Below are 25,478 nucleotides of genomic sequence, written 5' to 3' on the forward strand. Positions count from 1 at the left end.
ATGAATTATAGCATAGGACTTTCATCTTCTGCAAATCCTCTGTCCCGGATGACTTGGGCAACCGAATCCACATATTTGCGGCAGGTCTCCTGATCAGCCGCCTCGACCATGACCCGAACCAGGGGCTCGGTCCCGGAAGCTCTCACCAGGATTCTCCCGTCATCTCCCAGGGCCTCCTCGGCAGACCGAACCGCGGCCAGAACCTTCTCATCCTTCTGGGCGGCCTCCTTGTCCCTGACGCGGATATTCTCAAGAACCTGGGGATACATGGTACAGTCTGCGGCCAACTCCTTCAGGCTCTTTCCCTGCTCAATACAGGCTTCCATGATCTTGAGGGCGGTCAGGATCCCGTCGCCGGTCGTCGCATGACGGCTGAATATGATGTGTCCGGACTGCTCCCCGCCCAGGGAGAAGTGGTTGGCCGACATGTTCTCATAGACATAGCGGTCCCCGACCGCTGTCTTCTCATAGCGAATTCCCGCCCGATCCAGAGCCTTATAGAGGCCCAGATTGGACATGATGGTCGTGACAATGGTGCTCTTGTGCAGCTGCCCCCGCTCATTTAAGAACTTGCCGCAGACATACATGATCTGGTCCCCGTTGACCAGACAGCCGTTCTCGTCGACGGCCAGGCAGCGGTCTGCGTCTCCGTCAAAGGCGAAGCCGACCTCGCAGCCCTCAGCCACGACAAAGTGCTGCAGGGCCTCGATGTGTGTAGACCCGCACCGATCATTGATGTTGGTTCCGTTGGGGCTGTTGTTGATCACATGCGTATCGGCGCCGAGAGCATCGAAGACAGACTTGGCGACACTGGATGCCGACCCGTTGGAGCAGTCGATGGCGATTTTGCGGCCGCGGAAGGACCGGGTCTCAGTTGCAATCAGATAGCCCATATAGCGGTTTCGGCCCGCGGCGAAGTCAACCGTGCGGCCGATCCTGGTCCCCGTGGCCAGGGGCAGTTCTCCCATCTGACCGTCCAGGTAGGCCTCGATCTTCTCTATCACATCGTCAGACAGCTTCTCTCCCGCCCCGTTGATGACCTTGATTCCATTGTCATAGTAGGGATTGTGAGAGGCGGAGATCATGACGCCGCAGTCGAAATCCTCTGTCCTCGCCTCATAGGAGACAGACGGAGTCGTCGTGACGTGCATCAGATAGCAGTCCGCCCCGGTCGATGTGATGCCGGCCGCCAGAGCATACTCAAACATATAGGAAGACCGGCGGGTGTCCTTACCCATGACAATCCTGGTCTCCTCCTTCTCTCCCTTATTGCGGCTGTAGTACCAGCCCAGGAATTTCCCCACGCGAAAGGCCGCGTCTGCTGTGAGAACCACATTGGCCTCACCCCGGTATCCGTCTGTCCCAAAATATTTACCCATAGTATCTACCTCATACAAAAGTACAAAATTATAGCATCTTATGATTCCCGGATCATAGCAGAACCTGTCTTGTCCTTTCCTCCCCGCTTGGAGGCCAGATACTGGACCAGAATGCAGAGGGCAATGATCGCAAAACCAATCAGGTCTGTAAGGGCTCTGGGGTCGATCAGCATAATCCCGCCCAGGGCGAAGAGGACTCGTATCGGGAGCTTGATCTCTGTCAGAAGATATCCCTCGAATGCACTTGCAACCCCGAAGATACCGATCAGGGAGCTGATGGTGATCTGAATGATGACCGGCAGGGTCGTGTCGATCAGAAGCAGGGCCGGGTTATAGCAGAATACATAGGGGACAATGAAGATTGCGATGGCAAGCCTCGAGGCATTGAAGGCCGTCTTCATGGGATTGGATCTGGCGATGGCCGATCCCGCATAAGCTGCCAGCGCGACGGGAGGGGTGATATCCGCCACGATTCCGAAATAGAAGACGAAAAAGTGGGCCGCCAGGACCGGCACTCCCATCCGAATGAGGATGGGGGCCGTGGTTGCCGCCATGATCGCATAATTGGCAGTCGTCGGGACTCCCATGCCCAGGACGATGCAGACCAGCATGGTCAAAAGCAGGGCGATAATCAGGCGATTGCCCGCCAGGCCCACGATGGCGTTGACCAATTCATTGGCAAGTCCCGTCATCGTAATGATGCCGGAGATGATTCCGGCCACACCGCAGGCAGCTCCCACAGTAATCGATGACTGACCGCCCGCCATCAGAGCCTCAACGATCTTAGCCGGGGTAATCCGGTTGTCCTTATTGAAGAGGGAAACGGCAATCGCCAGCACAATACAGATGGCAGCCGCCCTCTGCATGGTCATGACATTGGCTGAGACCCAGTAGACAAGCATGACCAGGGGAAGGAGGAGATAGATCTTCTTCACTAGGTCCCTTGCCCTTGGCAGCTTCTCAGCCTCTTCCCCCTTGAGTCCCAGGCGCTTTGCCTCCAGATGGACGGTGATGAAGATGCCGGCGAAGTACAGGAAGGCCGGAATCACCGCCCGGCTTATGATGTCGGAGTATGGGACGCCGACGAAATCCGCCATCAGGAAGGCCGCCGCCCCCATAATGGGAGGCATGATCTGCCCACCGGTCGAGGAGGCAGCCTCAACTGCGCCGGCGAATTCCGGCCGATAACCCGTCTTCTTCATCATGGGAATGGTGACCGATCCGGTCGTCACCGTGTTTCCGACGGAAGATCCGGACACCATGCCGCAGAGGGCTGAGGAGATGACTGCAACCTTGGCGGGCCCGCCCGAGAATCGGCCGGCGATCGAGTTGGCAAGATCGATAAAGAAGCCGGAAATGCCTGTCCTCTCCAGAAAAGCACCGAAGATAATGAAGATAACGATGTACTTGGATGCCACATTGACCGGGGTCGCAAAAATCCCCTCCTTGGTATAGAAGAGATTGCGGACCAGATAGCGGACACGACCGAAGAACTCGGGATTGGTCAGCCCGTAGAAGGCGGCATAGAGAATGAAAAAGCCGGCCACGATCAGGATGGGTATCCCCACACAGCGACGGGTGACCTCGATCAGGGCTGCGATGGCGAAGATCCCGACCAGGATCTGAAAGAGGCTGAAATGTGTTCCCTGCAGGACAATGCTCTTGGCGTTGAGGGTGAAGTAGAGATAGGATCCGGTGCCCAAGACCAGGAAGATCACATCATACCAAGGCATGTAGTTCTCCCTCTGCTCTCCCTTCCTGGCCGGATAGATCAGAAAGCCCATCATGATAATCAGGGCCATAAAGGAAGTCAGACGGATCTCCTCAAGAAAGGTGGCAAAGAGGGTCACATAGATGCTGAAGAGAGAAAAACCGACCATGATGCACTTGATGGCCAGACCGGGCTTGCCGGTCCAGATACGGGTATTGGACTCTCGGTCATACTTCTTCATCACGGCGTCTACTTCAACCGGCGACACCGCTTGATTCATATCACTCATTGGGACTCCTCTCTTACTCTTCGGTCTTGACATGGACGCCATGCTCGGCATAATACCTGGCCGCTCCTGCATGGAAGGGGACATCAATCCCCTGCGTTGCCGCGGTCACGGACAGTTCCCTGCCCTTGGCATTCTCCCTGGCGATTTCCTGACTGTGATCAAAGATGGCCGCTGTCAGTTTATAAACTGTATCATTGTCCAGCTTCCTTGAGACAAGAACGGTCGCCTTGATGGTCACTGTCGCAATATCCTCATTCTGCTTGGGATACGTTCCCGCGGGCAGGGTCTGAGCGGCATAGAACTTATTGTCGGCCAGCAGGCGGTCTCGAACCGGTCCGTCAATCGGGACAATCTTGACCCCGTTGGTTGTCGCCAGCTCTGTAATCGCCGTGACCGGAGCTCCTGCCACAATAAAGGCCGCATCAATCTTCCCATCCTTCAGGGACTCCTTGGAGTCCTCAAAAGACTGGTACTGGGGACGGATGTCGTCCAGGGAGATGTCCGCTGCCTTTAAGACATCGACGGCATTGAAATAGACACCGGAGCCGGCAGCGCCGATGGATACCCTCTTTCCCTTCAGATCGGCGACCGACTTGATCTTGTCGTTCATTGTAATTACCTGAACCGTCTCGTTGTAGAGGGCACCCAGCACTCTGAACTCGCGGTTGGCCCCGCCGGACGCAAAGAGTCGGGTCCCCTTCCAGGCATAGGTCATGACGTCAGACTGAGCGAAGCCAAGCTGGTAGTCCCCATCGGAAATCGACTCTATATTGACCTTGGAGGCACCGGTGGACACAGCGGTCACCTTGATACCGGCGTAATTCGTCATGTACTGGGACAAGACGCCGCCGAAGCTGTAATAGGTGCCGGCAGTCCCTCCCGTGCCGAACATCAGCCGGTTCTGTCGGCCGCAGCCGGCAAGAGTCCCAAGGGCAAGCACTGCCGCAAGGCCCAGGGCCAGGAGGCGGCCGGTCCCTGATCTCTTTTGATTTTTCATACTCTCTTCTCCTTACCCGTTTTCCTGTCCTGCTTCGATATGCTTCTCAGACTCTTCTACTTAGACGAAAGCCTGGATAAGAAGCGGTCTGCGCCATCCAGAAGGCGCCGCTTCAAGTCCTCCGCGCCGGCAGCAAGCCGCCGGCTTCTTCCCTGGCGGTCCCGGTCTCCCTCCGCCCGGGGCAGGTCTTCTCCGGTCCGGAGGCTTTCCCTGTGACTCTCTATGATGGGCAGGAGGTCCTCTCCCTCATAGCGGTCCCTCTCCTGTTCCCTTGCAAATCCCCGGATCAGGAAGGCAATGGGTTCCACATCGGCCGGGATCCGGCCCTGCCGAATCCACTCCGAGGTCAGACTGCGGAGCTTGGCGCAGGCCGCCGTCAGATGCCTCTCGACCAGGTCCTCAGGAATCCCCATGGCGGCCCCGATCTCCTCCGGGCTCATAGCCAGCTCATAGTAGCAGAAGGCTGTGAAGGACTCCGGAAGATTCATCATGCGAAGCGCTGTCACCAGACGGATACTCGCCCTCTCATAGGGGCTTTTGGTCCCATCTTCTCTCTTCTCTTCCTCTGCAGTTCGGCAGATCGAAGGCACATCTTCTCTCTTGAGATAGCCCCGGCTTTCGGTCTCGCTCTGGACAAACAGCTTCCTGTAATCCTCCTCATGCACCCGGGCAAGCATGGTCATCCCGCTCGCGGCCACAATCCGGTCCATGAGTTGCCCGGGACTGACTCCCTCGTCCAGCATAGGCAGATACTGATCAGCCCTGGCATAAGAGACCAACAGGAGATCTGTGGTCAGCCCTTCATCCCGCATCAGGTAGGAGGCGACATAATAAGCCCGGTCGATTGTCGACGAATACAGATCCAAGAGACCCTGTCTCATACGAAAGCCCTTCCTCCTAACTTATAACTGCGCTAACTTCTCTATTCTATCACAGAAAAAACCTCCTTTCGGAAGATTTTCTGCCTGTTTGGGGCCGGATCATCCTCAGTTTTTATAGCTTCCCGTGTTGATTTTGGGGATGATAAATCCCCTGGAGAAGTAAGTTCCGTCCGACAGATGATAGTTCCCATCCGGCTGACTGCTGCCATCTCCGTAGTTGATGCTGATGCCGGGCTGCATATTGTAGCAGAAGACGCAGTAACAGATGCTCTCGCCTTGATCTGCGTCGGAGTAAGCCTCCATGAGGACCCCCCTGGCTACCAATTCACTGCCCACGAAGACCGGTGTCACCCGATAAGCCACTGACTTTCCGGTTTTTTTGACATAAGACGCCACCAGGCTCTCGAAGGGTTCCATCACACTCGCATTCATGTAGCGGGTTCCCGTAATCAGATTCTTGGGATTCGCATTCTGTCCGGTCAGCTGATAGCCGATCAGATGACAGCGATTGTAGAGATAACGGTCTTGAATGCTATCGGCGTATTTGACTGTATGCCAGCCGCTCGGCTTGACAGATCCGATCTCTCCTCGCCTTTCCGTCGGCATGAGCTCGGGCGTAATCTTGGCCCGGGCCACGCCGCAGCGGCCCAGAGCATCCAGCTGTGTGAAGGACTGTCCGCTCCAGTCCCGGATCTCCTCCCGGCTGAAGTAAGGCCGGTTCTTGTGCATGACAGCGAAGGCAGACCCGTCATAGGCCGGAACCCGGTCCCAGGAGAAGGACTCCTCCGCCTCTTCTGCCCCGGCTGACGGACTGCCTGACCCCTTGCCCGCTTGACTGCTCGACTGTCTGTCCGACTGGATCGGAAGTTCCGGCGGCCGACAGGCGGCAAGACCAAGCATCGCTGCCAGAGCCAGCCCCAGCACAAGAGCTCTGATTCGGCTCTTTCCTCCTCTTACAAACCATCCTCTCATAAGATATACTCCCCTCGATTGACCAGGTCCTGTTCAAGGCCCCGTTTCCTCAGCAGAAGGAGCGAAAGACCGCAGTCAGCTTCTCCTCCATCTCATCGAAGTCCCTCTTTTCAAAGATCAGAGGGGGCAGGAGGCGGATCACATCCGTGCCTGCCGTGAGAATCACCAGGCCCTCCGCAAGGGCCCTTGCGGCTACCTGCCCGGGGGCAAGGTCAGTTACAAGTCCCCGCATAAATCCCCTCCCCCGATGGGAGTGAATGAAATCATACCGGTCTGTCATGCGGGCAAGCATGGCCTCGAAATACGGGGACAGTTCCGCCACATGCTCCGGAATTCTTCTCCGGCTCATAAGCTCGATTGAGGCTGTCACAGCCGCGCAGGCCAGGGGATTCCCCCCGTATGTCGTTCCGTGATCTCCCGGAGCCAGGGAAGAGGCCGCCAACTCTTCTGTGACGCAGAAGGCGCCGACCGGGAGTCCCAGTCCCAGAGCCTTGGCCGTTGTCAGGATATCGGGGCGGATATTGTAGTCCTGGTAGGCGAACATCCGCCCGCTCCGCCCCATGCCGCATTGGATCTCATCGATGATCAGGAGGGTATTCGTCCTGTCACAGAGCCTGCGAACGCCCCGGAGGAAGTCCCTGTCGGCAGGAATAATCCCCCCCTCCCCCTGGATGGTCTCAAGGATAATGGCGCAGACCTCTTCACCCATTTGCCCTGTGACGGAGTTCAGATCGTTGAAGTCGGCATAGCGAACCCCGTCCATCAGGGGGTAGAAGGGTTCCCTGTAATGCTTTGTTCCCGTGACGGACAGGGCCCCGACGGTTCTGCCATGAAAGCTGTGATTCATGGCGATGATCTCCTGCCGGTCCTCCGGATTTCGCAGGTAGGCGTGCTTCTTGGCCGTCTTTAGGGCACCCTCAATCGCCTCCGCGCCGGAATTGGTGAAGAAGACCCGGTCCATGCCGCTTGCTCCGGTCACTGCCTCCGCGGCGGCCGCAAGCGGGGGCGTGTAATAGAGATTGGAGCTGTGGAGCAGCTTGTCCACCTGCCCATGCAGGATGCGGTTGTATTCGGGATCATTGTAGCCCAGAGCCATCACCCCGATCCCTGAGCCCGCATCCAGATACTCTCTCCCGTCCGTGTCGTAGAGATGGACCCCCTCTCCATGGTCAAAGACCACCGGAAAGCGCTGATAGACGTGCAGCAAATGGTCCTCCGCCCTCTTGATGTAATCTTCTTGCCTCATCGGACTCCTCTTTCTATAGATCATATTTTCTCGGCGTCATCCGAGAGCATAGCGGTCCCCACTCCCTTCTTGGTAAAAATCTCAAGAAGCAGGCAGTGGGCCAGACGCCCGTCCAGAATATGGACCCGGTTCACGCCATGGTCAATCGCGTCAATACAGTTGTCGAGCTTCGGCAGCATGCCGCCTCGGATCGCCCCGTCCTCAATCAGCTTGCGGGCCTCGGAGACTGTCAGCTCAGAGATCAGGCTCTCAGGGTCATCGGGATCCTGGTAGACTCCCTCGATATCTGTCAGAAAAGCCAGCTTCTCTGCCTGGAGCTCCCTGGCAATCGCGCAGGCGGCAGTGTCTGCATTGATATTATAGGTATCGTAATGGTCGTCATAGCCAACCGGACAGACAATGGGGAGGAAATCTCTCTGCAGAAGGTCAATCAGGATCTTGGGCTGGACTTCTTTGACCTCTCCCACATAGCCGATATCCCGGCCATCCGACTCCTTCTTTGTGACCTTGAGCAGGCCGCCATCCTTGCCGGAAATACCTACCGCATGAATTCCCTGCTCTTCAACCATACGAACGAGCGACTTATTCACCCGATTCAAGACCATCTCTACAATTTCCATGGTGGCTTGATCGGTCACCCGCAGACCGTTGATGAAGCTCGGTTCCATGCCGACCTTCTCGATCCACTTGCTGATTTCCCTGCCCCCGCCGTGCACAATCACCGGCTTGAAGCCGACCAGTTTGAGCAGGACGACATCCTGAATGACGTCCCTCTTCAGCTCCTCATCCAGCATGGCGCTGCCGCCGTACTTGATGACAATCACCTTGCGGTTAAAGCGCTTGATATATGGGATTGCCTCGATCAGGATCGAGGCCTTGTCCTGTGCCTCTTCCATCTTCTGATTTGAAATAACGCCGTTTTCCACCTGTCTCCTCTTTTCCCGCGAAAGATCTGCTGCCTGCTAAAGGTCCGATTCCTAAGTCACCGCCAGATCACAGTGCTCATGACCGATAGTCCGCGTTGATATTGACATACTCATGTGTCAGGTCGCAGCCCCAGGCCGTGGCCCCGTGATTGCCCTGCTTCATGTCGCAAATGACGGTCACTTCCGGCGCAGTCAGAATTTCTGTCGCCTCGCTCTCCTTGTAGTCGAGGGCCAGACCGTCCTTCACCAGCCGGATCTTCCCCTTGGCAGACGCGAAGTAGAGATCCACCCGGTCCGGATCAAAATCCACGCCGGAATATCCAAGTGCGCACAGGATCCGGCCCCAGTTGGCATCGTGGCCGTAGATTGCAGCCTTGGTCAGGGAGGAGGTCACCACAGACTTGGCCAGGGTCCTGGCATCCGCGTCCGAGCGGGCGTTGACCAGCTTGACCTCAAAGAGGCAGCTGGCCCCCTCGCCGTCTGCGGCCATCTGCCGGGCCAGGCTGGTGCAGACTTCCGCCAGGGCCCGGGTGAATGCCTCGTAGTCCTCATTCTTCCTGTCGATGATCCGGTTATCTGCCCGCCCGTTGGCCAAAAGCAAGCAGCTGTCATTGGTCGAGGTATCTCCATCCACGCTGATCATGTTGAAGCTGTCCGGGACTACGGTTGACAGGGCCTGCCGGAGCAGGCTCTGCTCGATCGCGCAGTCGGTCGTGATGAAGCAGAGCATGGTGCACATATCCGGATGGATCATCCCGCTGCCCTTGGCCATTCCTCCGATGGTCACGCGTCGCCCGTCCAGGGTCAGAGATACCGCTGCCTCCTTGGTCCTCGTGTCCGTCGTCATGATCGCCTGCGCCGCCCTGCGTCCCGCCGCAAGGTCCGGCTTTAGGTCGGATGCCATGGCTCGGATCCCGGCACAGACCCGATCGATCGGAAGCTTCATCCCGATGACTCCGGTCGAGGCCAGCAGAACCTCTTTGGGGATAAGTCCCAGGCTCTCTGCCGCGCACTCTGCCGTCTGACCGCAGATCTCAAGTCCCTTCTGCCCGGTACAGGCATTGGCGATTCCCGCATTGACCACAATCGCCCGTATGGGACCCCCCTCCTTGATCAGCTGCCTGTCCCAGAGAACCGGGGCCGCCTTGACGACATTCCTGGTGAAGGTTCCCGCCGCAGAGCAGGGAGTATCCGAGACCAGCATAGCCATATCGTCTCTCTTCCGGTACTTGATTCCCGCGGCTGTGTGGCCTGCGAGGAAGCCTATGGCCGCAGTAACGCCGCCATCAATCTTCTGGTACATATGCGCCTCCTGTCTTGATCCTTCCTCTCTTCTGCATCCTCCGGTAAGCCTCATGGGTCAAATGAGCTTAAGTCCTCCCTCTTGAGCGTGACTTCATAGCTGTTAATATCTTCCCGGAATTGAAATCCCTCACCCTGCCAGAACCCGTTTCCCAGGTCATTGGACTTGAACGCGATCAGGGTCAGCTTATTGATCTGCTCCCTGTGCAAGGCCTGCATGGCTCTTGAGACCATTGCCTTTCCGATCCCCTGCTCCCGGAAGGGCTTGGCAACACAGACATGGTAGAGACTTCCCTCTCTCCCGTCGTGCCCGCAGAGGATCGTCCCTACGATCTCTCCATCCACTTCCGCCACAACCGAAGTTGTCGGATTGCGACGGATAAAGCGGCCTATGCCGGCCCTGGAGTCATCGATTTCGCGCAGGCGAAGCCCATCGATGCTCTCCCAGAGAGCGCGGACCCGGTCATAGTCTTCTTCCCGCATGGTGCGAATATTGTAACTTCGATCCGCTCTCATCTGTCACCTCTTTGATCCGCCTCTTCGATTCACATCCCGTCAGCCCGCCTGATGGCTCTCTTACGCCATCACTCATACAAGACATTCATATCGACATTTCCCTTGCCCTTCTGTATCCCGGGTACATGACCTGTCGAGCTGTACTGCCAGAGATTGAAGTTTCCCTTATAGTCGGTCCGGAGATTGGGACTGTAGTGGGCAAGCCAGATGACTCCGCTCAGCTGGTCCGGATGCAGTTGCTCATAGAAGAAGGACTTGCTGGCATAGATGCCCGATTGGTATCCCTCTTGCGTTACATACCGATAGAAGGCCTGTGCCGCCTCTGTCGCCCTGTCCTTTGAAATATGAGCCAGGGCCAGGCGTCCGCTGGTCGTGGTGTAGTACTCATAGTCCATGAAGACAGGGAGGTCCGGGCGAATCCCCGACTGCCTCACAAGGGCAACAGCATGCCTTGCTTCCTCTTCTCCCTCCCGGGCATTAAGCGCCTGCGAGTAGAAATAGACCCCCACCTTAAGGCCGGCCGCCTTTGCCTCCTGCAGGTTCCGGATCGCGTATGGATCCGAATGCAAGGAGCCGTCCTGAACACCCCTGTTGCCCACGCGGATGATGGCGAACTCGACCCCCGCCTTCTTGACCTCCTGCCAGTCGATCGTTCCGTTGTGCTTGGATACATCGATTCCCAGATGCTTCCCGGTCGTGGCAAACCGTTCCTGGTGGCTTAGCCTGTTGAACTCATCATAGGCAATGGAATTGCGGTTTACAGGTTCGTCCCAGCCCAGGTCTGAGAGGGTGAACTTCTGCGCGTTATTCCCGCCCCAGAACCACTGCTGGACCTTCGCTCCGCTGTAGGCGCGTCCGTCGGGGATATCCATAACCTTGGAGCTTGCCATATTGATGAAGGTGTAGCTACCCTTCTCCGCCTCATGGATGATCCACTTCTGCGCCAGAGTGTCATTGCCTGCATACTGTTGAATTCTGGCTCCGTTCGCATGGCTTGCGGCTTCTACCTCTAGATCTTTGCGTGAGTTGACATTTCGAATGGTGTAATAGCCGCGCTCGTCATAGACAATTTGAAAACGCTGGGCATTCGTATTGTTCTTCTCATAGAGGCCCGCACCGACCCCGTTCTCCTTGGAAGCTGCACGAATGTCAATCACCTGTCCCGGATTATTGTAGGCGTGGATCCTGTAGTTGTTGCCGTCCGCCAGGCTCCTGGCATCCGTCCTCTCAAGGCGAAAGATCTGCGCCTTAGACCCGTTCCAGTCATAGACCTGCAGATTGCTCCCGTTTCTCGTATTCCCGGCGGTAAGGTCAAGAACGGCAGACCGGTTGTGGGCAGGCAGAAGCCAGATCCTTCCGCCGCCCGCATCTGCCAGGTAAAAGCGCTGGTTGATACTGTCATCACTCTCTCTTAAGAAGACATTGGCTCCGCTCTGTCCTCCCCCGTCATAAGTGACAAGCTTCCCGGACTGGGCCGATGTGATCCGATAACTTCCGTCGGAATTCTTGCTGAAGATGAAGCGCTGGGCCCGGCTTCCATTCCCGTCATAGATCTGTAAATTGCTCCCGTTGTCCATGCTGGCTCCGGCCAGATCCGCTGCTTTTCGGTCACTCAGAGCCGAGTGTAATTCAAATACACCGTCCCCGATTCCGGCGACGTTCCCGGCCTTGATCAGGGAAAATTTCTGATTCATCCCTCCGCCGTATTCCCAGAGCTGAACATTGGTCCCATTGGCCGTTTTGTTTTCGGCCAGGTCCAGGACCTTGTCGGACAGGGCGGAGATGATGCGATAGTGCCCATCCTCGGTGATCGCAAGCTTCCAGCGCTGGGCCGGGCTGTCATTGCGGTCATAGATCTGGACATTGGCCCCATTGTCCCGGTTGGCTCCGGATACGTCCAAGACGCGCCCGGTGGACGCATTGTAGATGGTATAGGTCCCGTCTCCGCGATACATGAAGGTGTAGCGCTGGGCCGCCGTGTCATTCCGATCATAGATCTGGACGTTGGCACCATTTCTTCCATCTCCGGAGGGGATATCAAGGACCCTGTTGCCATTCTTGGCAGAGGCGATCAGATAGGTCCCGTTGGACAGAACCTGCTGGGGTTGGATCCCCCCTTTTCCCTCGTCCCCGCTTTGGCTCAGATAGAACTCCCTGGTCCCGGCTGCGCCCTTCCGGTTGACCTGGACATTGGTCCCGTTGGCAAGAGGGGCCCCTGCCATGGTCAGATACTTCCCGGAGAGCTTGGAGACAAAGCAATAGGCGCCCCTCCCGAGGGACTGTGCCTTCCAGAGCTGGGCGTCGCTGCCATTGTAGTCATAGAGCTGGACATTGGCCCCTTCTTTCCTGGAGGCAGAAGCAACATCCAGCACCCGGTCTGTCAGCAGGGCGTGAATGCTGTAATAGCCCTTCCCCCGAGAGACAAAGCGGTACTGTTGGGCCTTGGTCTTATTTTTGCTATAGACCTGCACGTTGGCTCCGCTGATGGCCTTTCCGGCCGGAATATCCATCACCTTCTCATGGTCTGTCGATGCGGCGATATAATAGCTGCCCTCCTCGAGCTTTAGGTCAGAATCTTCCTCGATCGCAGGCAGCAGACGGAATTTCTGGGCCTTGCCTGCGCTCTCCTGATTGACCTCCGCATTGGTTCCGTTTGCCGTGTTTCCTCCGGCGAGATTTAAGTAGAGGCCCGATCCAACATTGCACAACTGGAAGAATCCGTCCCCTGTTTTCTGGAGGACCCACCTCTGGGCATCTGTCTCATTTCCCTCATAGACATCGACATTGGCCCCCTTCTCTCTGCTTCCGTATTGAACCTCCAAGAGGCGGCCGCTCAGAGCCGATTGGATGCTGTAGTAGCCCTCCGGATGATAGGTCAGAAGAAATTGCTGGGCCTTGGTTCCGTTCTTCCGATACAGCTGTACATTCGCCCCATTGCTCCGGTTGCCTCCGGCGATATCAAGGACCTGTCTCCCATCAGCGGCTGATGCGATGTAATAGATCCCGTTGTTGATCACATTTCCCTGATTGCCCTGATCGGATACAGAGTAAGCATCCTGTCCTCTTCCCTCTGCCGCATCCGCGGACAGGCCGGCATCCTCAGGAGCACTTCTTCTGCTCCTGACCTTGGATTCTTGGGTCTTTGAATGGTCCTTCTCTGTTTTATCTGCCGCATCGGCCTCATTTTCAAGCTGAGACGGCTCTTTGTCCGTCTGTCCCGAGACCCCCTGTCCGTTCTCCGCCGCTTTCTCATTCGGGGACGAGTCCATGGTCTGATCCGCTCCTGATCCCCTCTCCTCTTGGGACAAGGGATGCGAATACGCTGAAGAAGCCGTCGGGTTCTCATCCTGACTTCCAAAGTCCGCCGCACTTGCCTGAAGCCCGACTCCGAGACCTGTCACACCAACGGCAATCGTCAATGCCATCACTGCCAATATCTTCGTTCTTTTCTTCATCTTCACTCTCTGTAATGCATGGCCTGTCAATAACTTCTCGTATTATAGAGGATTTAGACTCTGTCTGTCCCTATTTCCATTGCACAAAGTCATTTCCCTTCACTCCCTATGGGCCGGAAAGCTGACCCGGGACCTGCTCATCTTATACCCTTTTACTGCCCCTTTACAAGTAGATATGAATATATTCTCATATTCTTTTCTTCTTTGCCATTCAAAAATTTGGTGTTTATTCCAGTGATTTTTAGTAATTTTTCTTTTACGGATGTATTATTATTCTTGATTTATGTATATTTTTACACTTGATTGCCGATCCCTTCTTCCTGTATATTTAGATCACAACACGAAGCACTTAGGAAAGGACATGACACCATGGCGAACGATAAGGTAATTCTTGCTTACTCCGGTGGCCTGGACACCACCGCGATCATCCCCTGGCTCAAGGAAAACTATGGATACGACGTCGTATGCTGCTGCGTCGACTGCGGACAGGGAGAGGAACTGGACGGTCTGGAAGAGAGAGCGCGCTACTGCGGCGCTTCCAAGCTCTATATCGAGGACATCACGGATTCCTTCGCCGAGGACTATATCATTCCCTGTGTCATGGCCGATGCGGTCTATGAGAATAAGTACCTGCTCGGCACTTCCATGGCCCGTCCCGGGATTGCCAAGAAGCTGGTGGAAATCGCCCGCAAAGAGCACGCGGTCGCCATCTGCCACGGCGCCACCGGCAAGGGAAATGACCAGATTCGCTTTGAACTGTCAATCAAGGCCCTGGCTCCCGACATTGAAATCATTGCCCCCTGGCGGGATGACAAGTGGACCCTCCAGTCCCGCCAGGACGAGATCGACTACTGCAAGGCCCACGGCATAGACCTCCCCTTCGATGTGGACGAGTCATACAGCCGCGACCGAAATCTCTGGCACATCTCCCACGAGGGACTGGAGCTGGAGGACCCCTCTCTGTCCCCCAACTATGAACATCTTCTGGTCCTGTCCAATACCCCCCAGAAAGCCCCCGATGAAGCCGAGGAAGTGACCATGACCTTCGAGTCCGGCATTCCCGTCTCCGTCAACGGCAAGCAGATGAAGCCTGCGGATATCATACGCGAGTTGAACCGACTGGGCGGCAAGCACGGGATCGGTATCATAGACATTGTGGAGAATCGCGTGGTCGGCATGAAGTCCCGCGGCGTCTATGAGACCCCAGGCGGAACCATCCTGATGGAGGCCCATCGTCAGTTAGAGGAGCTCTGCATCGATCGGGCCACCATGGAGGAGAAGAAGAACATCGGCAATAAGCTGGCTCAGGTTGTCTACGAGGGCAAGTGGTTCACCCCCCTCTCCGAGGCCTTGCGGGCCTTCGTCCTCTCAACGCAGACCTATGTGACCGGCCAGGTCAAGTTCAAACTCTACAAGGGCAACATCATCAAGGCCGGAACCAGCTCCCCCTACTCTCTTTACTCCGAGTCCCTGGCCTCCTTCACCACCGGTGACCAGTATGACCACCATGACGCCCAGGGCTTCATCACCCTCTTCGGCCTCCCCCTGAAGGTTCGCGCCCAAATGCTCGATCAGGTGGAGAACAAGACCAAGGGTAAATAATCTCCCCTTTTCTCCTATCATTTAAGTCAAAGTAAAAGACCGGCCCTCCGCGGAGGATCGGTCTTTTACTCTGTAAATACTCTGCTATCTTCAAATACTCTGCCATCTTCCTGTGTCAGAAAGCCCGGCCCTTACCGGTCTGCCGGCAGGCTATAGGATGACTTGAGTCCCACAATCCGATTGTAGACGGGCTGTCCGGGCTTTGAGTCCTTCCGGTCCGCTACGAAGAAGCCCTGGCGGACGAACTGGAACCTGTCCTCCGGCTCTGCTTCTGCCAGCGCGGCTTCGACATAGCCCTCGCAGAGCGTGAGAGACTTGGGATTCAAATTCAAGGACCCGTCCTCGTTATAGACCCCCTTCTCCTCATCGATGATGTTCTCATAGAGACGAATCGGAACTCTCCTGGCCGTCTTCGCGTCAACCCAGTGGATGGTCCCTCTGACCTTACGGCCATCGGCGGAATCGCCTCCCCTGGTCGCGGGATCATAGTTACAGTGGATTACCGTCACCCTGCCATCCTCATCCTTCTCGCAGGAGGTGCAGGTCACATAGTAGGCGTTCATGAGGCGGACCTCATTGCCCGGATAGAGACGGCGGTACTTCCTGGCCGGTGTCTCCATGAAATCCTCCCGGTCGATGTAGAGCTCTCCCGAGAAGGCCACCTCCCTGTCTCCGAGTTCCGGATTTTCCTTATTATTGGGAATGGTCAATAGCTCCGACTGTCCGGACGGGTAATTGTCAATCACAAGCATAACCGGGTCAAGAACCGCCATCATCCTCTTGGCCCTGAGCTTTAGGTCCTCTCGAATGCAGTACTCAAGCTGGGGATACTCAATGGCTGAATTGGCCTTAGAGACTCCTGAGATCTCCACGAACTTCCGGATGGACTCCGGCGTGAATCCCCGGCGCCGAAGCGCTGCGATGGATACCAGGCGGGGATCATCCCATCCGTCCACAATGCCATCCTCCACAAGACGCTTGATATAGCGCTTTCCGGTGACGACATTGCGCAGATACATCTTGGCGAACTCGATCTGTCGCGGGGGCATGGAGAAGTCGCAGTTGTTCACAACCCACTCGTAGAGGGGTCTGTGATCCTCGAATTCCAAGGTGCAGAGGGAGTGACTGATTCCCTCAATCGCATCCTCGATGGGATGGGCAAAGTCATACATGGGATAGATGCACCAGGCCTTGCCCTGCCGGTGGTGCTCCATGTGGGCAACCCGGTAGATGACCGGATCTCTCATATTGATGTTGGGAGAGGCCATGTCAATCCTGGCGCGGATGACCATGCTCCCATCCTCGTACTTGCCGGCCCTCATATCCTCAAAAATGGACAGGCTCTCCTCCTTGGGCCGGTTGCGGTTGGGATCTTCCTCTCCCGCCTCAGTCAGGCTCCCCCTGGTCTCCCTGATCCGGTCTGCGCTCAGATCGGAGGCATATGCCTTGCCGTCTGCGATCAGCTTTCTGGCATAGTCATACATCTGCCCGAAGTAGTCCGACGCAAAATAGAGGTGGTCCTTCCAGTCCACTCCCAGCCAGTGAATATCCGCCTTGATGGCCTCAACGAACTCGTCCTTCTCCTTCGTGGGATTGGTATCATCGAAGCGGAGGTGGAACTGTCCCCCATATTCTTGGGAAATGCCGTAGTTTAAGAGAATGGACTTGGCATGTCCTATGTGGAGATAGCCGTTCGGCTCCGGCGGGAACCGGGTCGTCACGTGATCATAGACCCCCTCTGCCAGGTCCCTGTCAATTGCCATCTCAATGAAATTGCGAGACTCTCTCTTGCTCTCTTCTCTTTCCATCATTTCTTCTGCCATTTGCCTGTCCAATCTACCGCGCTCTGCGACTTCTTCTCAACGGATGCTTTCTCTTCTGCCTGTTCAAACCACATGCTTGTGATTGAACAGATGATCCTGACAGTACTCATAGTTGCCATTGCACTTGGAGCAGAAGCGAAACTCAAGCTCCGGATTGCTGATCTCTGTTCTCCCGCAGACAGCGCACTTGTGTCTGCTGATCTTTCCCCGGTCCGCCGGGCTTGCCCCCGGCTTCTGACCATAGGTCCTCCGGTTATAGCCGGCTCCGGTGTCAGATGGGCCGGTCCCCCTTCCCGCAAAGGGATCCTGCCCGTCAAAGCGGAAGGCCTCCCAGGGGCTTCGGTGCCCGGCGTTCCAGCCGGCCCCGCTGCCGGATGTCGACCGGTCAGACCACTTCTTCTTCCGATTGCTCAGGAAGAAGATGAAGAAATTAAGCAGAGACGCGATAATCGCCACTCTTCCGCCCCAATCCGTTGCGAGCAACTCGTAGAGGGTGAGGCCCGCATAGACAAGCGCCAGCCAGCGCATCTTGATGGGAATGACGAAGTAAAGATAGACCTGCATGTCTCCATAGAGAACGGCGAAGGCCAGGAAAATCGACATATTAATATAGGAAGTCGAAAAATAAGTTCCGATATTGGGCACGCTCTGTCCCGCATGGACCAGACTTGCCAGCCCGTACAGGATGAAGGCTCCGATCACCGTGAAGAGGATCCCGCTGAATATATAGACATTGAACCGGAAGCTTCCCCAGGTCCGCTCCAGAATCCGTCCCAGCTGATAGTAGAAAAGCATCATGATCAGGCCCCAGAAGATGCTGTATGAGGGCGGGATCATGACCCAGCTGAACAGGCGCCAGATCTCAAACTGGTGGATGATCCTGTCGGGCTCTAATGTCATCATCGCAATGAAATTCACCCCGCTTGAGAGGGTCGCGTAGTATAAGATATAGCCGATGATGTAGCCGCCGATCAGCCAAAGAGTCAGATTGGGGATGGCATAGCGTCCCAGCTTTCTCTCCATTTTATCGAGCATAGATTTCTCCTTATATTGATGGGCTATCGATGGGCCGGATGCCCTTTTGCGCTGGATTTTACTATTATATGAAACCCCGGATTTACTGTCAATTTGACGACAAAACCAAAAAACTGTCCTCCGGATTGTCTCTTTCTTCCATTGTGCCGGGAGAAGTTAGGAACTATAATGAAGCCTGTTTACACCATGGATGTATGTGACTTTTGGCCGAGGCGAATCCCTGACAGGGATCCGCTTCGGACCTGAGAGCTTCTGATTCAGCGGCCGGACCGCAAGACAGTGGCGAAAAGGCATACGGGGTGTTTCGAGCAACGCGTATGGTCCCTGCTCGGATTGCCTGACACAACATGAAGGAGTAATCATGTCCAAAGAAAGAATCTGCAAGCTCGGAATCGACATCGGTTCCACCACCGTCAAAATCGCTCTTTTGGATGAAGAAAATCATCTTCTCTTCTCCGATTATGAGCGCCACTTTGCCAATATCCGCCTGACCCTGCGAGATCTGGTGGAGAAATGCTTTTCTGTCACGGGAGACGTCAGGGTATCTCCCGTCATCACCGGATCCGGCGGACTGACCCTGGCCAAGCACCTGGGCATCCCTTTCGAGCAGGAGGTTGTCGCCGTGGCCAGCTCCCTGCAGGCCTTCCTGCCCCAGACCGATGTCGCCATTGAGCTGGGCGGCGAGGACGCCAAGATCATCTACTTCGAGAACGGCAATGTCGAGCAGCGCATGAACGGCGTCTGCGCCGGCGGCACAGGCTCCTTCATTGATCAGATGGCCTCCCTGATTCAGACAGACGCCTCCGGCCTCAACGCCTACGCCAAGAACTACAAGTCCCTCTATCAGATCGCCTCCCGCTGCGGTGTCTTCGCCAAGACGGACATCCAGCCCCTGATCAACGAGGGCGCTACCAGAGAGGACCTGGCTGCCTCCATCTTTCAGGCTGTCGTCAATCAGACGATCTCCGGCCTGGCCTGCGGTAAGCCCATCCGCGGTCATGTGGCCTTCCTGGGCGGTCCCCTCCATTTCTTAGACCAGCTCCGCCAGGCTTTTGTCCGCACCCTGCACTTGGATGAAGACCATGCCCTCATGCCTGACAACTCTCATCTCTTCGCAGCTATGGGAAGTGCTCTCAACTGCCATGAAGATGTTGTCATGGACCTTGCGTCCATCCGGGACAAGTTAAATCACAAGATCCGGATGGAAATCGAGGTTGCCCGCATGGAACCTCTCTTTGCGGATGAGGCGGACTACCGGGATTTTCTGGCCGCTCACGGGGACAATCACGTCAAGACAGCCCCCCTTGAGGACTACCACGGCAGGGCCTTTCTGGGCATTGATTCCGGATCTACCACGACCAAGCTTGCCCTGGTATCCGAGGACGGAGACCTCCTCTATTCCTTCTACTCCAACAACAAGGGCAACCCCCTTGAGACGGCCCGCAGGTCCTTAGAGGAGATCTACGAGAAGCTTCCTGCGGATGCAAGGATCGTACACGCCTGCTCCACCGGCTATGGAGAGGCCCTGATGAAATCCGCCCTCAAATTGGAAGAGGGCGAAGTGGAGACCGTGGCTCATTTCTACGCCGCCCAGCACTTTGATCCCCAGGTCGACTGTATCCTGGATATCGGCGGCCAGGACATGAAGTGCATCAAAATCAAGGACAATATGGTCGACTCCGTGCAGCTGAACGAGGCCTGTTCCGCCGGCTGCGGCTCCTTCCTGGAGACCTTCGCCAAATCACTGAATCTGAGCATTCAGGACTTCGCCAAGGAGGCCCGCTATGCCAAGCAGCCCATTGACCTGGGAACCCGCTGTACCGTCTTCATGAATTCCAAGGTCAAGCAGGCGCAGAAGGAAGGCGCCTCTGTCGCGGATATTTCCTCCGGACTGGCCTATTCCGTCATCAAGAACGCCCTCTTCAAGGTCATCAAGCTCTCAGATGCCTCCGACCTGGGCCGGCATGTTGTGGTTCAGGGAGGAACCTTCTACAATGATGCGGTTTTGCGCGCTTTCGAGCGGATTTCCGGCGTCCACGCCACCCGCCCCGATATCGCGGGAATCATGGGGGCCTTCGGGGCCGCTCTCATCGCCAGGGAGCGCTACGCCAAGGACCAGACCACAAGCATGCTCTCGATTGACCAGATCCGGTCCCTTAGCTATTCCACCAATATCCGCCGCTGTCAGTTCTGCAACAACCACTGCATTCTGACTGAAGACCTCTTCAACGACGGCCGGGTCTTTATCACCGGCAACCGCTGCGAGCGCGGCCTGGGTCTTGAGAAGAACCCGGACCACATCCCCAACCTCTTTGACTATAAGTTCAAGCGGATCTTCCGCTACGCCCCCCTGAAGAAGGAAGAGGCGACCCGGGGCACCATCGGCATCCCGAGAGCCCTCAACATGTATGAGAACTATCCTCTCTGGGCTACCTTCCTGACCGAGCTCGGTTTCCGCATCCAGGTCTCCCCCATGACCAACCGCAAGATTTACGAGCTTGGAATCGAGTCCATTCCGTCTGAGTCCGAGTGCTATCCCGCCAAGTTGACCCACGGCCATATTCAGTGGCTGATCAATAAGGGGGTCGACGCCATCTGGTATCCTGACGTCCCCTATGAGCGCAATGAGTTCCCGGACGCCAACAATAATTACAACTGCCCCATTGTCACCTCGTATGCGGAGAATATCCGGAACAACGTGGATGAGATCAGCAGCGGTCAGGTTCCCTTCCTGAACCCCTTCGTCGCCCTCTCCTCCGAGGAAATCATGACAGACCAGCTGATCAAGTACTTCGCCCAAGTCCTGCCGGATATCTCCGCAGATGAGATCCGCAGGGCCGCCCATGCCGGCTGGCTTGAGATGGATCAGGCCCGGTCCGACATCCGCAGAAAGGGCGAGGAAGTCCTGCAATATCTCCGGGAGACCGGCAGGCGGGGGATCGTTCTAGCGGGCCGTCCCTACCATGTCGACCCGGAGATCAACCACGGCATCGCCGACATGGTTACCTCCTACGGCATCGCCGTTCTGACGGAGGACTCTGTCTCCCATCTGGGACAGCTGGACCAGGAGCGGCCGGTCATTGTCATGGACCAGTGGATGTACCACACCCGTATGTATGCCGCCGCCAACTTCGTCAAGAAGCAGGAGAATCTGGACCTGATCCAGCTCAACTCCTTCGGATGCGGCCTGGATGCCGTCACTACGGATCAGGTGGCTGACATCCTGACCGGATCCGGCAAGATCTATACCTGCCTCAAGATTGATGAGGTCAACAACTTAGGGGCCGCCCGCATCCGCCTCCGCTCGCTCCTGGCTGCCATCCGCGTCCGCGAGGACCGCAAAGACCGGCGCCATGTGGAGTCATCAGCCTACGACCGGGTGATCTTCACCAAGGACATGAAGTCCAAGTACACCATTCTGGCTCCCCAGATGAGTCCCATCCACTTCGACCTGCTCATGCCGGCCTTCAATGCCGCCGGCTACAACCTGGTGGTCCCCGACGTTCCCGCCAGAGAATGCGTCGATGTGGGGCTCAAATATGTCAACAACGATGCCTGCTACCCCTCTTTGATCGTCGTCGGCCAGTTCATGGCCGCCGTCAAGTCGGGCAAGTACGATATGGACCGGACTGCCATCCTGATCTCCCAGACCGGAGGCGGCTGCCGGGCATCCAACTATATCGGTTTCATCCGCCGGGCCCTCATCAAGGCCGGCTATCCCAATGTGCCTGTCATCTCAATCAACCTGAGCGGCCTGGAACCGAACCCGGGATTCTCCTTCACGCCCTCTCTCATCCAGCGGGGTCTCTATGCTCTGATGTTCGGCGATATATTCCTCCGCTGTCTCTACCGGGTCCGCCCCTATGAGCTGGTCCCCGGTTCCGCCAATGCCCTCCATGAGAGCTGGGCCAAGAAGGTGAAGGACTTTGTCGGTTCGGATAAGAAGCTTCTCTCCCACCGCAGGTACAAGCAGATGTGCCGTCAGATCATCCGGGATTTCGACGAGCTCCCCATCCATGAGGACATGCGAAAGCCCCGCGTCGGCATTGTCGGCGAGATCCTGGTCAAGTACCATCCCGTCGCCAACAATGACCTGGTGTCCGTTCTTGAGCATGAGGGTGCGGAGGCAGTCGTGCCGGACCTGACTGACTTCCTCCTCTACTGCTTCTACAACACCAACTTCAAGGCTGAGAACCTCGGCTTTTCGCAGAAGTCCGCCAGAATGGGCAACATGGGAATCAAATTCTTCGAGTGGCTCCGTAAGACGGCCCGGCAGGAATTCGAGAAGTCCAACCGTTTCACCCCTCCCGCCCACATCGAGGAGACTGCCGACCGGACGAGAGAAATCGTATCTCTGGGCAACCAGACCGGCGAGGGCTGGTTCCTGACCGGGGAGATGCTCGAACTGGTACATGACAACTGCAAGAACGTCATCTGCATCCAGCCCTTCGGCTGCCTGCCCAACCACATCGTGGGCAAGGGCGTCATCAAGAAGATCCGTCAGCTCCACCCCGATGCCAATATCTCCGCCATCGACTATGATCCCGGCGCCTCTGAGGTCAACCAGCTCAACCGGATCAAGCTGATGCTGGCCACGGCCAATAAGAACCTGGCTAGAGAACTGGAAGCGGAGAAAAAAATGGCCTGATCGGTCTTCCCGCTCTTGGCATGAAGATACTAGCACTCTCTTCATTTGAGTGCTATTGACAAGCAAAAATCAGAAACCTAAAATAGGAACCGTAGGTCGGAGGGAGGTCATCCCTCTCTTCCCTTCGGTTCATAAAACGATTTTAAGGAGCGTATTGATTTATGAGTTCAAAAGAAGGTTCTTTATCCATTTCATCCGAAAACATCTTTCCGGTCATCAAGAAGTGGCTCTATGAGGATCACGATATCTTCATCCGCGAGCTGATCTCCAATGGCTGCGATGCGATTTCCAAGCTGCACAAGCTGGATATTATGGGAGAGGTCTCTCTCCCCTTGGACTACAAGGCGAGAATACAGGTCACTGTCAATCCGGAGGACAAGACCCTGGTCTTTGTGGACAACGGGATCGGCATGACGGCTGACGAGCTGGACAAGTACATCAACCAGATCGCCTTCTCCGGTGCGACGGATTTCCTCAACAAGTATAAGGACAAGACTTCCGAGGACCAGATCATCGGGCATTTCGGCCTTGGCTTCTACTCCGCCTTCATGGTCGCAGACCGGGTGGAGATTGACTCCCTGTCCTGCCAGGAGGGGGCAGATCCGGTTCACTGGATCTGCGACGGCGGCACCCGGTACCGGATGGAGGACGGTGATTATTCGCAGGTCGGCACCAGGGTCACTCTGCACTTGAATGAGGACTGTCTGGAATTCTCCAACGAGTACAAGGTTCGTGAGGTGATCGAGAAGTACTGCTCCTTCATGCCCACGGAGATCTACCTGAACAAGGCCAATGCCCCCGAGGAGTATGAGACCATCGATGCCTCTGATCTCCTGGAGACCGATCAGGTCGTTGAGGAGATCCATGAGGATGCCAAGTACGAGGAGAAGGAGAAGGAGGACGGAAGCAAGGAGACCGTGGAAGTCTCTCCCGCCAGAGACCGGCGCAAGATCGTCAAGCGGCCCGTCCCCCTCAATGACACCAATCCCCTCTGGGCGAAAACTCCGTCCGACTGCAGTGATGAGGAGTACCGCGCCTTCTACCGCAAAGTCTTCATGGATTACAAGGAGCCCCTCTTCTGGATTCATCTCAACATGGACTACCCCTTCAACCTCAAGGGCATCCTCTACTTCCCCCGCATCAACAGCGAGTACGAATCCATCGAGGGGACGATCAAGCTCTACAACAATCAGGTCTTTGTCGCAGACAATATCAAGGAGGTCATCCCGGAGTATCTCCTCCTCCTAAAGGGTGTGATCGACTGTCCGGACCTCCCCCTCAACGTCTCCCGCTCTGCCCTGCAGAACGACGGCTTTGTACGCAAGATCGCCGATTACATCTCCAAGAAGGTTGCGGACAAGCTGTCCGGTCTCTGCAAGACGGACCGGGAAAATTATGAGAAGTACTGGGAGGACATCGCCCCCTTCATCAAGTACGGCTGTCTCAGAGACAATAAGTTCTGCGACCGCATGAACGACTACATCCTCTTCAAGGACATCGAGGGCAAATTCCGGACCCTGCCTGACCTCTTAGTCAAGCCCGATGAGAAAACTGAGGAAGACTCTGCTCAGACACAGGCGGATTCTAAAGAGGCTGCGGAAGATTCCGCCGAGGCCCAGGCAGATCCCAAAGAGGCGACGGACCCTGCCGAGACTCCGGCAGAAGCTGACAAGAAGACCGTCTACTATGTCACGGATGAGCAGCAGCAGATCCAGTACATCAATATGTTCAGGGCCCAGGGCATGGATGCCGTGATCCTGAACACGACCATCGACTCCTCCTTCATCACACAGTTGGAGCAGCGCAATGACCACTACCGCTTCAAGCGCATCGACTCTGACCTGACCGATTCTATGACAGAGGATGTCTCCGATGAGGACTTAAAGGAGGCCAATGACGCTCTGACCGCCCTCTTCCGCAAGGCAGTCGGCAACGACAAGCTGTCTGTCTCCGTCGCCAAGTTCAAGGATGCCTCCGTCTCCTCTCTCCTGACCCAGGAAGAGGAGGGCCGCCGCATGCAGGATATGATGAAGATGTACGGCATGGCCGGCATGGATCCCAAGATGTTCCCCGGCAATGAGACCCTGGTGCTCAATGTCGGAAACGAGCTGGTGGACTACCTCTTCCGGCATCCCCAGGCGGACTGTGCCGAGGACTTCTGCCGCCAACTCTATGACCTGGCTGCCCTGGCCAATCATCCCCTGTCTCCTGAGGAAATGACGGCCTTCATCGCAAGGTCCAATCAGATCATGCTGGCTCTGACCAAGTGATCTCCCGGCAGATCCCCTTCCACATGTTTTTGAAATAATAAGAATTACAATTCCAACGAATAAAAAAAGCCCTCCGGGGCGATGGATCAAGCAGCTTGCCCCATCGCCCCGGAGGGCTCTTCATGTAGGGTTATAGGACAAAACGTGTTGATGGCTAATCCCATTGATCATAGAATCTGTCCACCTTATGGAAGTCGCTCCAAACAATAGCATCTCCCCATATCGAGAGGCTTTTTTCTAGTTTTTGCTTCTCACTCATCTTTTTGTATATGGCAGCTATGCTCTTGTCAGTGGGCATTATATTTAATATTTCAGACAATGAAAGCGGTTCTGGTGAGTGCATGTAACACCACCAGTAAACCGCTTTTATTCGAGTTATAGGACAAAACGTGTTGATGAAAACCCCTTCAAAGCCTTGTAAATAGA

The 25,478-nt window shown here is 56.0% G+C and carries 15 protein-coding genes and 1 pseudogene; 3 read left to right on the forward strand and 13 right to left on the reverse strand.

Going from position 1 to position 25,478, the window contains the following annotated elements; all coding sequences use genetic code 11:
* Nucleotides 1-5: 5 nt before the first annotated feature.
* The 10 genes from glmM to ACO5R6_RS05200 form a co-directional block, all read right to left on the reverse strand.
* Nucleotides 6-1,379 (reverse strand): phosphoglucosamine mutase, encoded by a 1,374-nt coding sequence (glmM, locus tag ACO5R6_RS05155; RefSeq protein WP_485626121.1) that lies wholly within the window; start codon nucleotides 1,377-1,379, stop codon nucleotides 6-8.
* A gap of 38 nt (nucleotides 1,380-1,417) precedes the next feature.
* Nucleotides 1,418-3,379 (reverse strand): TRAP transporter permease, encoded by a 1,962-nt coding sequence (locus tag ACO5R6_RS05160; protein WP_485626122.1) that lies wholly within the window; start codon nucleotides 3,377-3,379, stop codon nucleotides 1,418-1,420.
* Between the two features lie 13 nt (nucleotides 3,380-3,392).
* On the reverse strand, nucleotides 3,393-4,376 hold the full coding sequence (locus ACO5R6_RS05165; protein WP_485626123.1) for a TAXI family TRAP transporter solute-binding subunit: 984 nt from the start codon (nucleotides 4,374-4,376) through the stop codon (nucleotides 3,393-3,395).
* Between the two features lie 56 nt (nucleotides 4,377-4,432).
* Nucleotides 4,433-5,257, reverse strand: a complete 825-nt coding sequence (locus ACO5R6_RS05170; protein WP_485626124.1) for a hypothetical protein — start codon at nucleotides 5,255-5,257, stop codon at nucleotides 4,433-4,435.
* A 105-nt stretch (nucleotides 5,258-5,362) separates the two neighbouring features.
* On the reverse strand, nucleotides 5,363-6,229 hold the full coding sequence (locus tag ACO5R6_RS05175) for a DNA/RNA non-specific endonuclease (protein ID WP_485626125.1): 867 nt from the start codon (nucleotides 6,227-6,229) through the stop codon (nucleotides 5,363-5,365).
* 49 nt (nucleotides 6,230-6,278) lie between these two features.
* Nucleotides 6,279-7,475, reverse strand: coding sequence for an aspartate aminotransferase family protein (locus tag ACO5R6_RS05180; RefSeq protein ID WP_485626126.1), 1,197 nt, complete (start codon nucleotides 7,473-7,475; stop codon nucleotides 6,279-6,281).
* Between the two features lie 20 nt (nucleotides 7,476-7,495).
* Nucleotides 7,496-8,371: an acetylglutamate kinase gene (argB, locus tag ACO5R6_RS05185; RefSeq protein WP_485626137.1), complete on the reverse strand. Its 876-nt coding sequence runs from the start codon at nucleotides 8,369-8,371 to the stop codon at nucleotides 7,496-7,498.
* 106 nt (nucleotides 8,372-8,477) lie between these two features.
* Nucleotides 8,478-9,704, reverse strand: a complete 1,227-nt coding sequence (argJ, locus tag ACO5R6_RS05190) for a bifunctional glutamate N-acetyltransferase/amino-acid acetyltransferase ArgJ (RefSeq protein ID WP_485626127.1) — start codon at nucleotides 9,702-9,704, stop codon at nucleotides 8,478-8,480.
* A 50-nt stretch (nucleotides 9,705-9,754) separates the two neighbouring features.
* Nucleotides 9,755-10,219, reverse strand: a complete 465-nt coding sequence (locus ACO5R6_RS05195) for a GNAT family N-acetyltransferase (RefSeq protein ID WP_485626128.1) — start codon at nucleotides 10,217-10,219, stop codon at nucleotides 9,755-9,757.
* 68 nt (nucleotides 10,220-10,287) lie between these two features.
* Nucleotides 10,288-13,674, reverse strand: coding sequence for an RICIN domain-containing protein (locus ACO5R6_RS05200; protein WP_485626129.1), 3,387 nt, complete (start codon nucleotides 13,672-13,674; stop codon nucleotides 10,288-10,290).
* 369 nt (nucleotides 13,675-14,043) lie between these two features.
* On the opposite strand from ACO5R6_RS05200, the gene ACO5R6_RS05205 reads away from it, so the two are divergent.
* Entirely contained in the window at nucleotides 14,044-15,276 is a 1,233-nt protein-coding gene (locus ACO5R6_RS05205; RefSeq protein WP_485626130.1) for an argininosuccinate synthase, read from the forward strand.
* Between the two features lie 131 nt (nucleotides 15,277-15,407).
* Here ACO5R6_RS05205 and ACO5R6_RS05210 read toward each other — a convergent pair whose 3' ends face one another.
* Both ACO5R6_RS05210 and ACO5R6_RS05215 read right to left on the reverse strand, forming a co-directional pair.
* Nucleotides 15,408-17,099 (reverse strand): glutamine--tRNA ligase/YqeY domain fusion protein, encoded by a 1,692-nt coding sequence (locus ACO5R6_RS05210; RefSeq protein ID WP_485626131.1) that lies wholly within the window; start codon nucleotides 17,097-17,099, stop codon nucleotides 15,408-15,410.
* A 63-nt stretch (nucleotides 17,100-17,162) separates the two neighbouring features.
* Nucleotides 17,163-18,134, reverse strand: coding sequence for a rhomboid family intramembrane serine protease (locus ACO5R6_RS05215; RefSeq protein WP_485626132.1), 972 nt, complete (start codon nucleotides 18,132-18,134; stop codon nucleotides 17,163-17,165).
* 361 nt (nucleotides 18,135-18,495) lie between these two features.
* Here ACO5R6_RS05215 and ACO5R6_RS05220 point away from each other — a divergent pair, with 361 nt between their 5' ends.
* Together ACO5R6_RS05220 and htpG are read left to right on the forward strand one after the other, a co-directional pair.
* The gene (locus tag ACO5R6_RS05220) at nucleotides 18,496-22,782 is read left to right on the forward strand and encodes an acyl-CoA dehydratase activase-related protein (RefSeq protein WP_485626133.1); all 4,287 of its coding nucleotides are present in this window, start codon (nucleotides 18,496-18,498) and stop codon (nucleotides 22,780-22,782) included.
* Between the two features lie 161 nt (nucleotides 22,783-22,943).
* Complete coding sequence (gene htpG, locus ACO5R6_RS05225) at nucleotides 22,944-25,052, forward strand: molecular chaperone HtpG (RefSeq protein WP_485626135.1); 2,109 nt, start codon at nucleotides 22,944-22,946, stop codon at nucleotides 25,050-25,052.
* A 154-nt stretch (nucleotides 25,053-25,206) separates the two neighbouring features.
* On the opposite strand, the pseudogene ACO5R6_RS05230 reads toward htpG, so the two are convergent.
* Nucleotides 25,207-25,478, reverse strand: a pseudogene (locus ACO5R6_RS05230) (hypothetical protein); the annotation flags it as partial.

The sequence above is a fragment of the Shuttleworthella sp. genome (genome assembly GCF_057251025.1).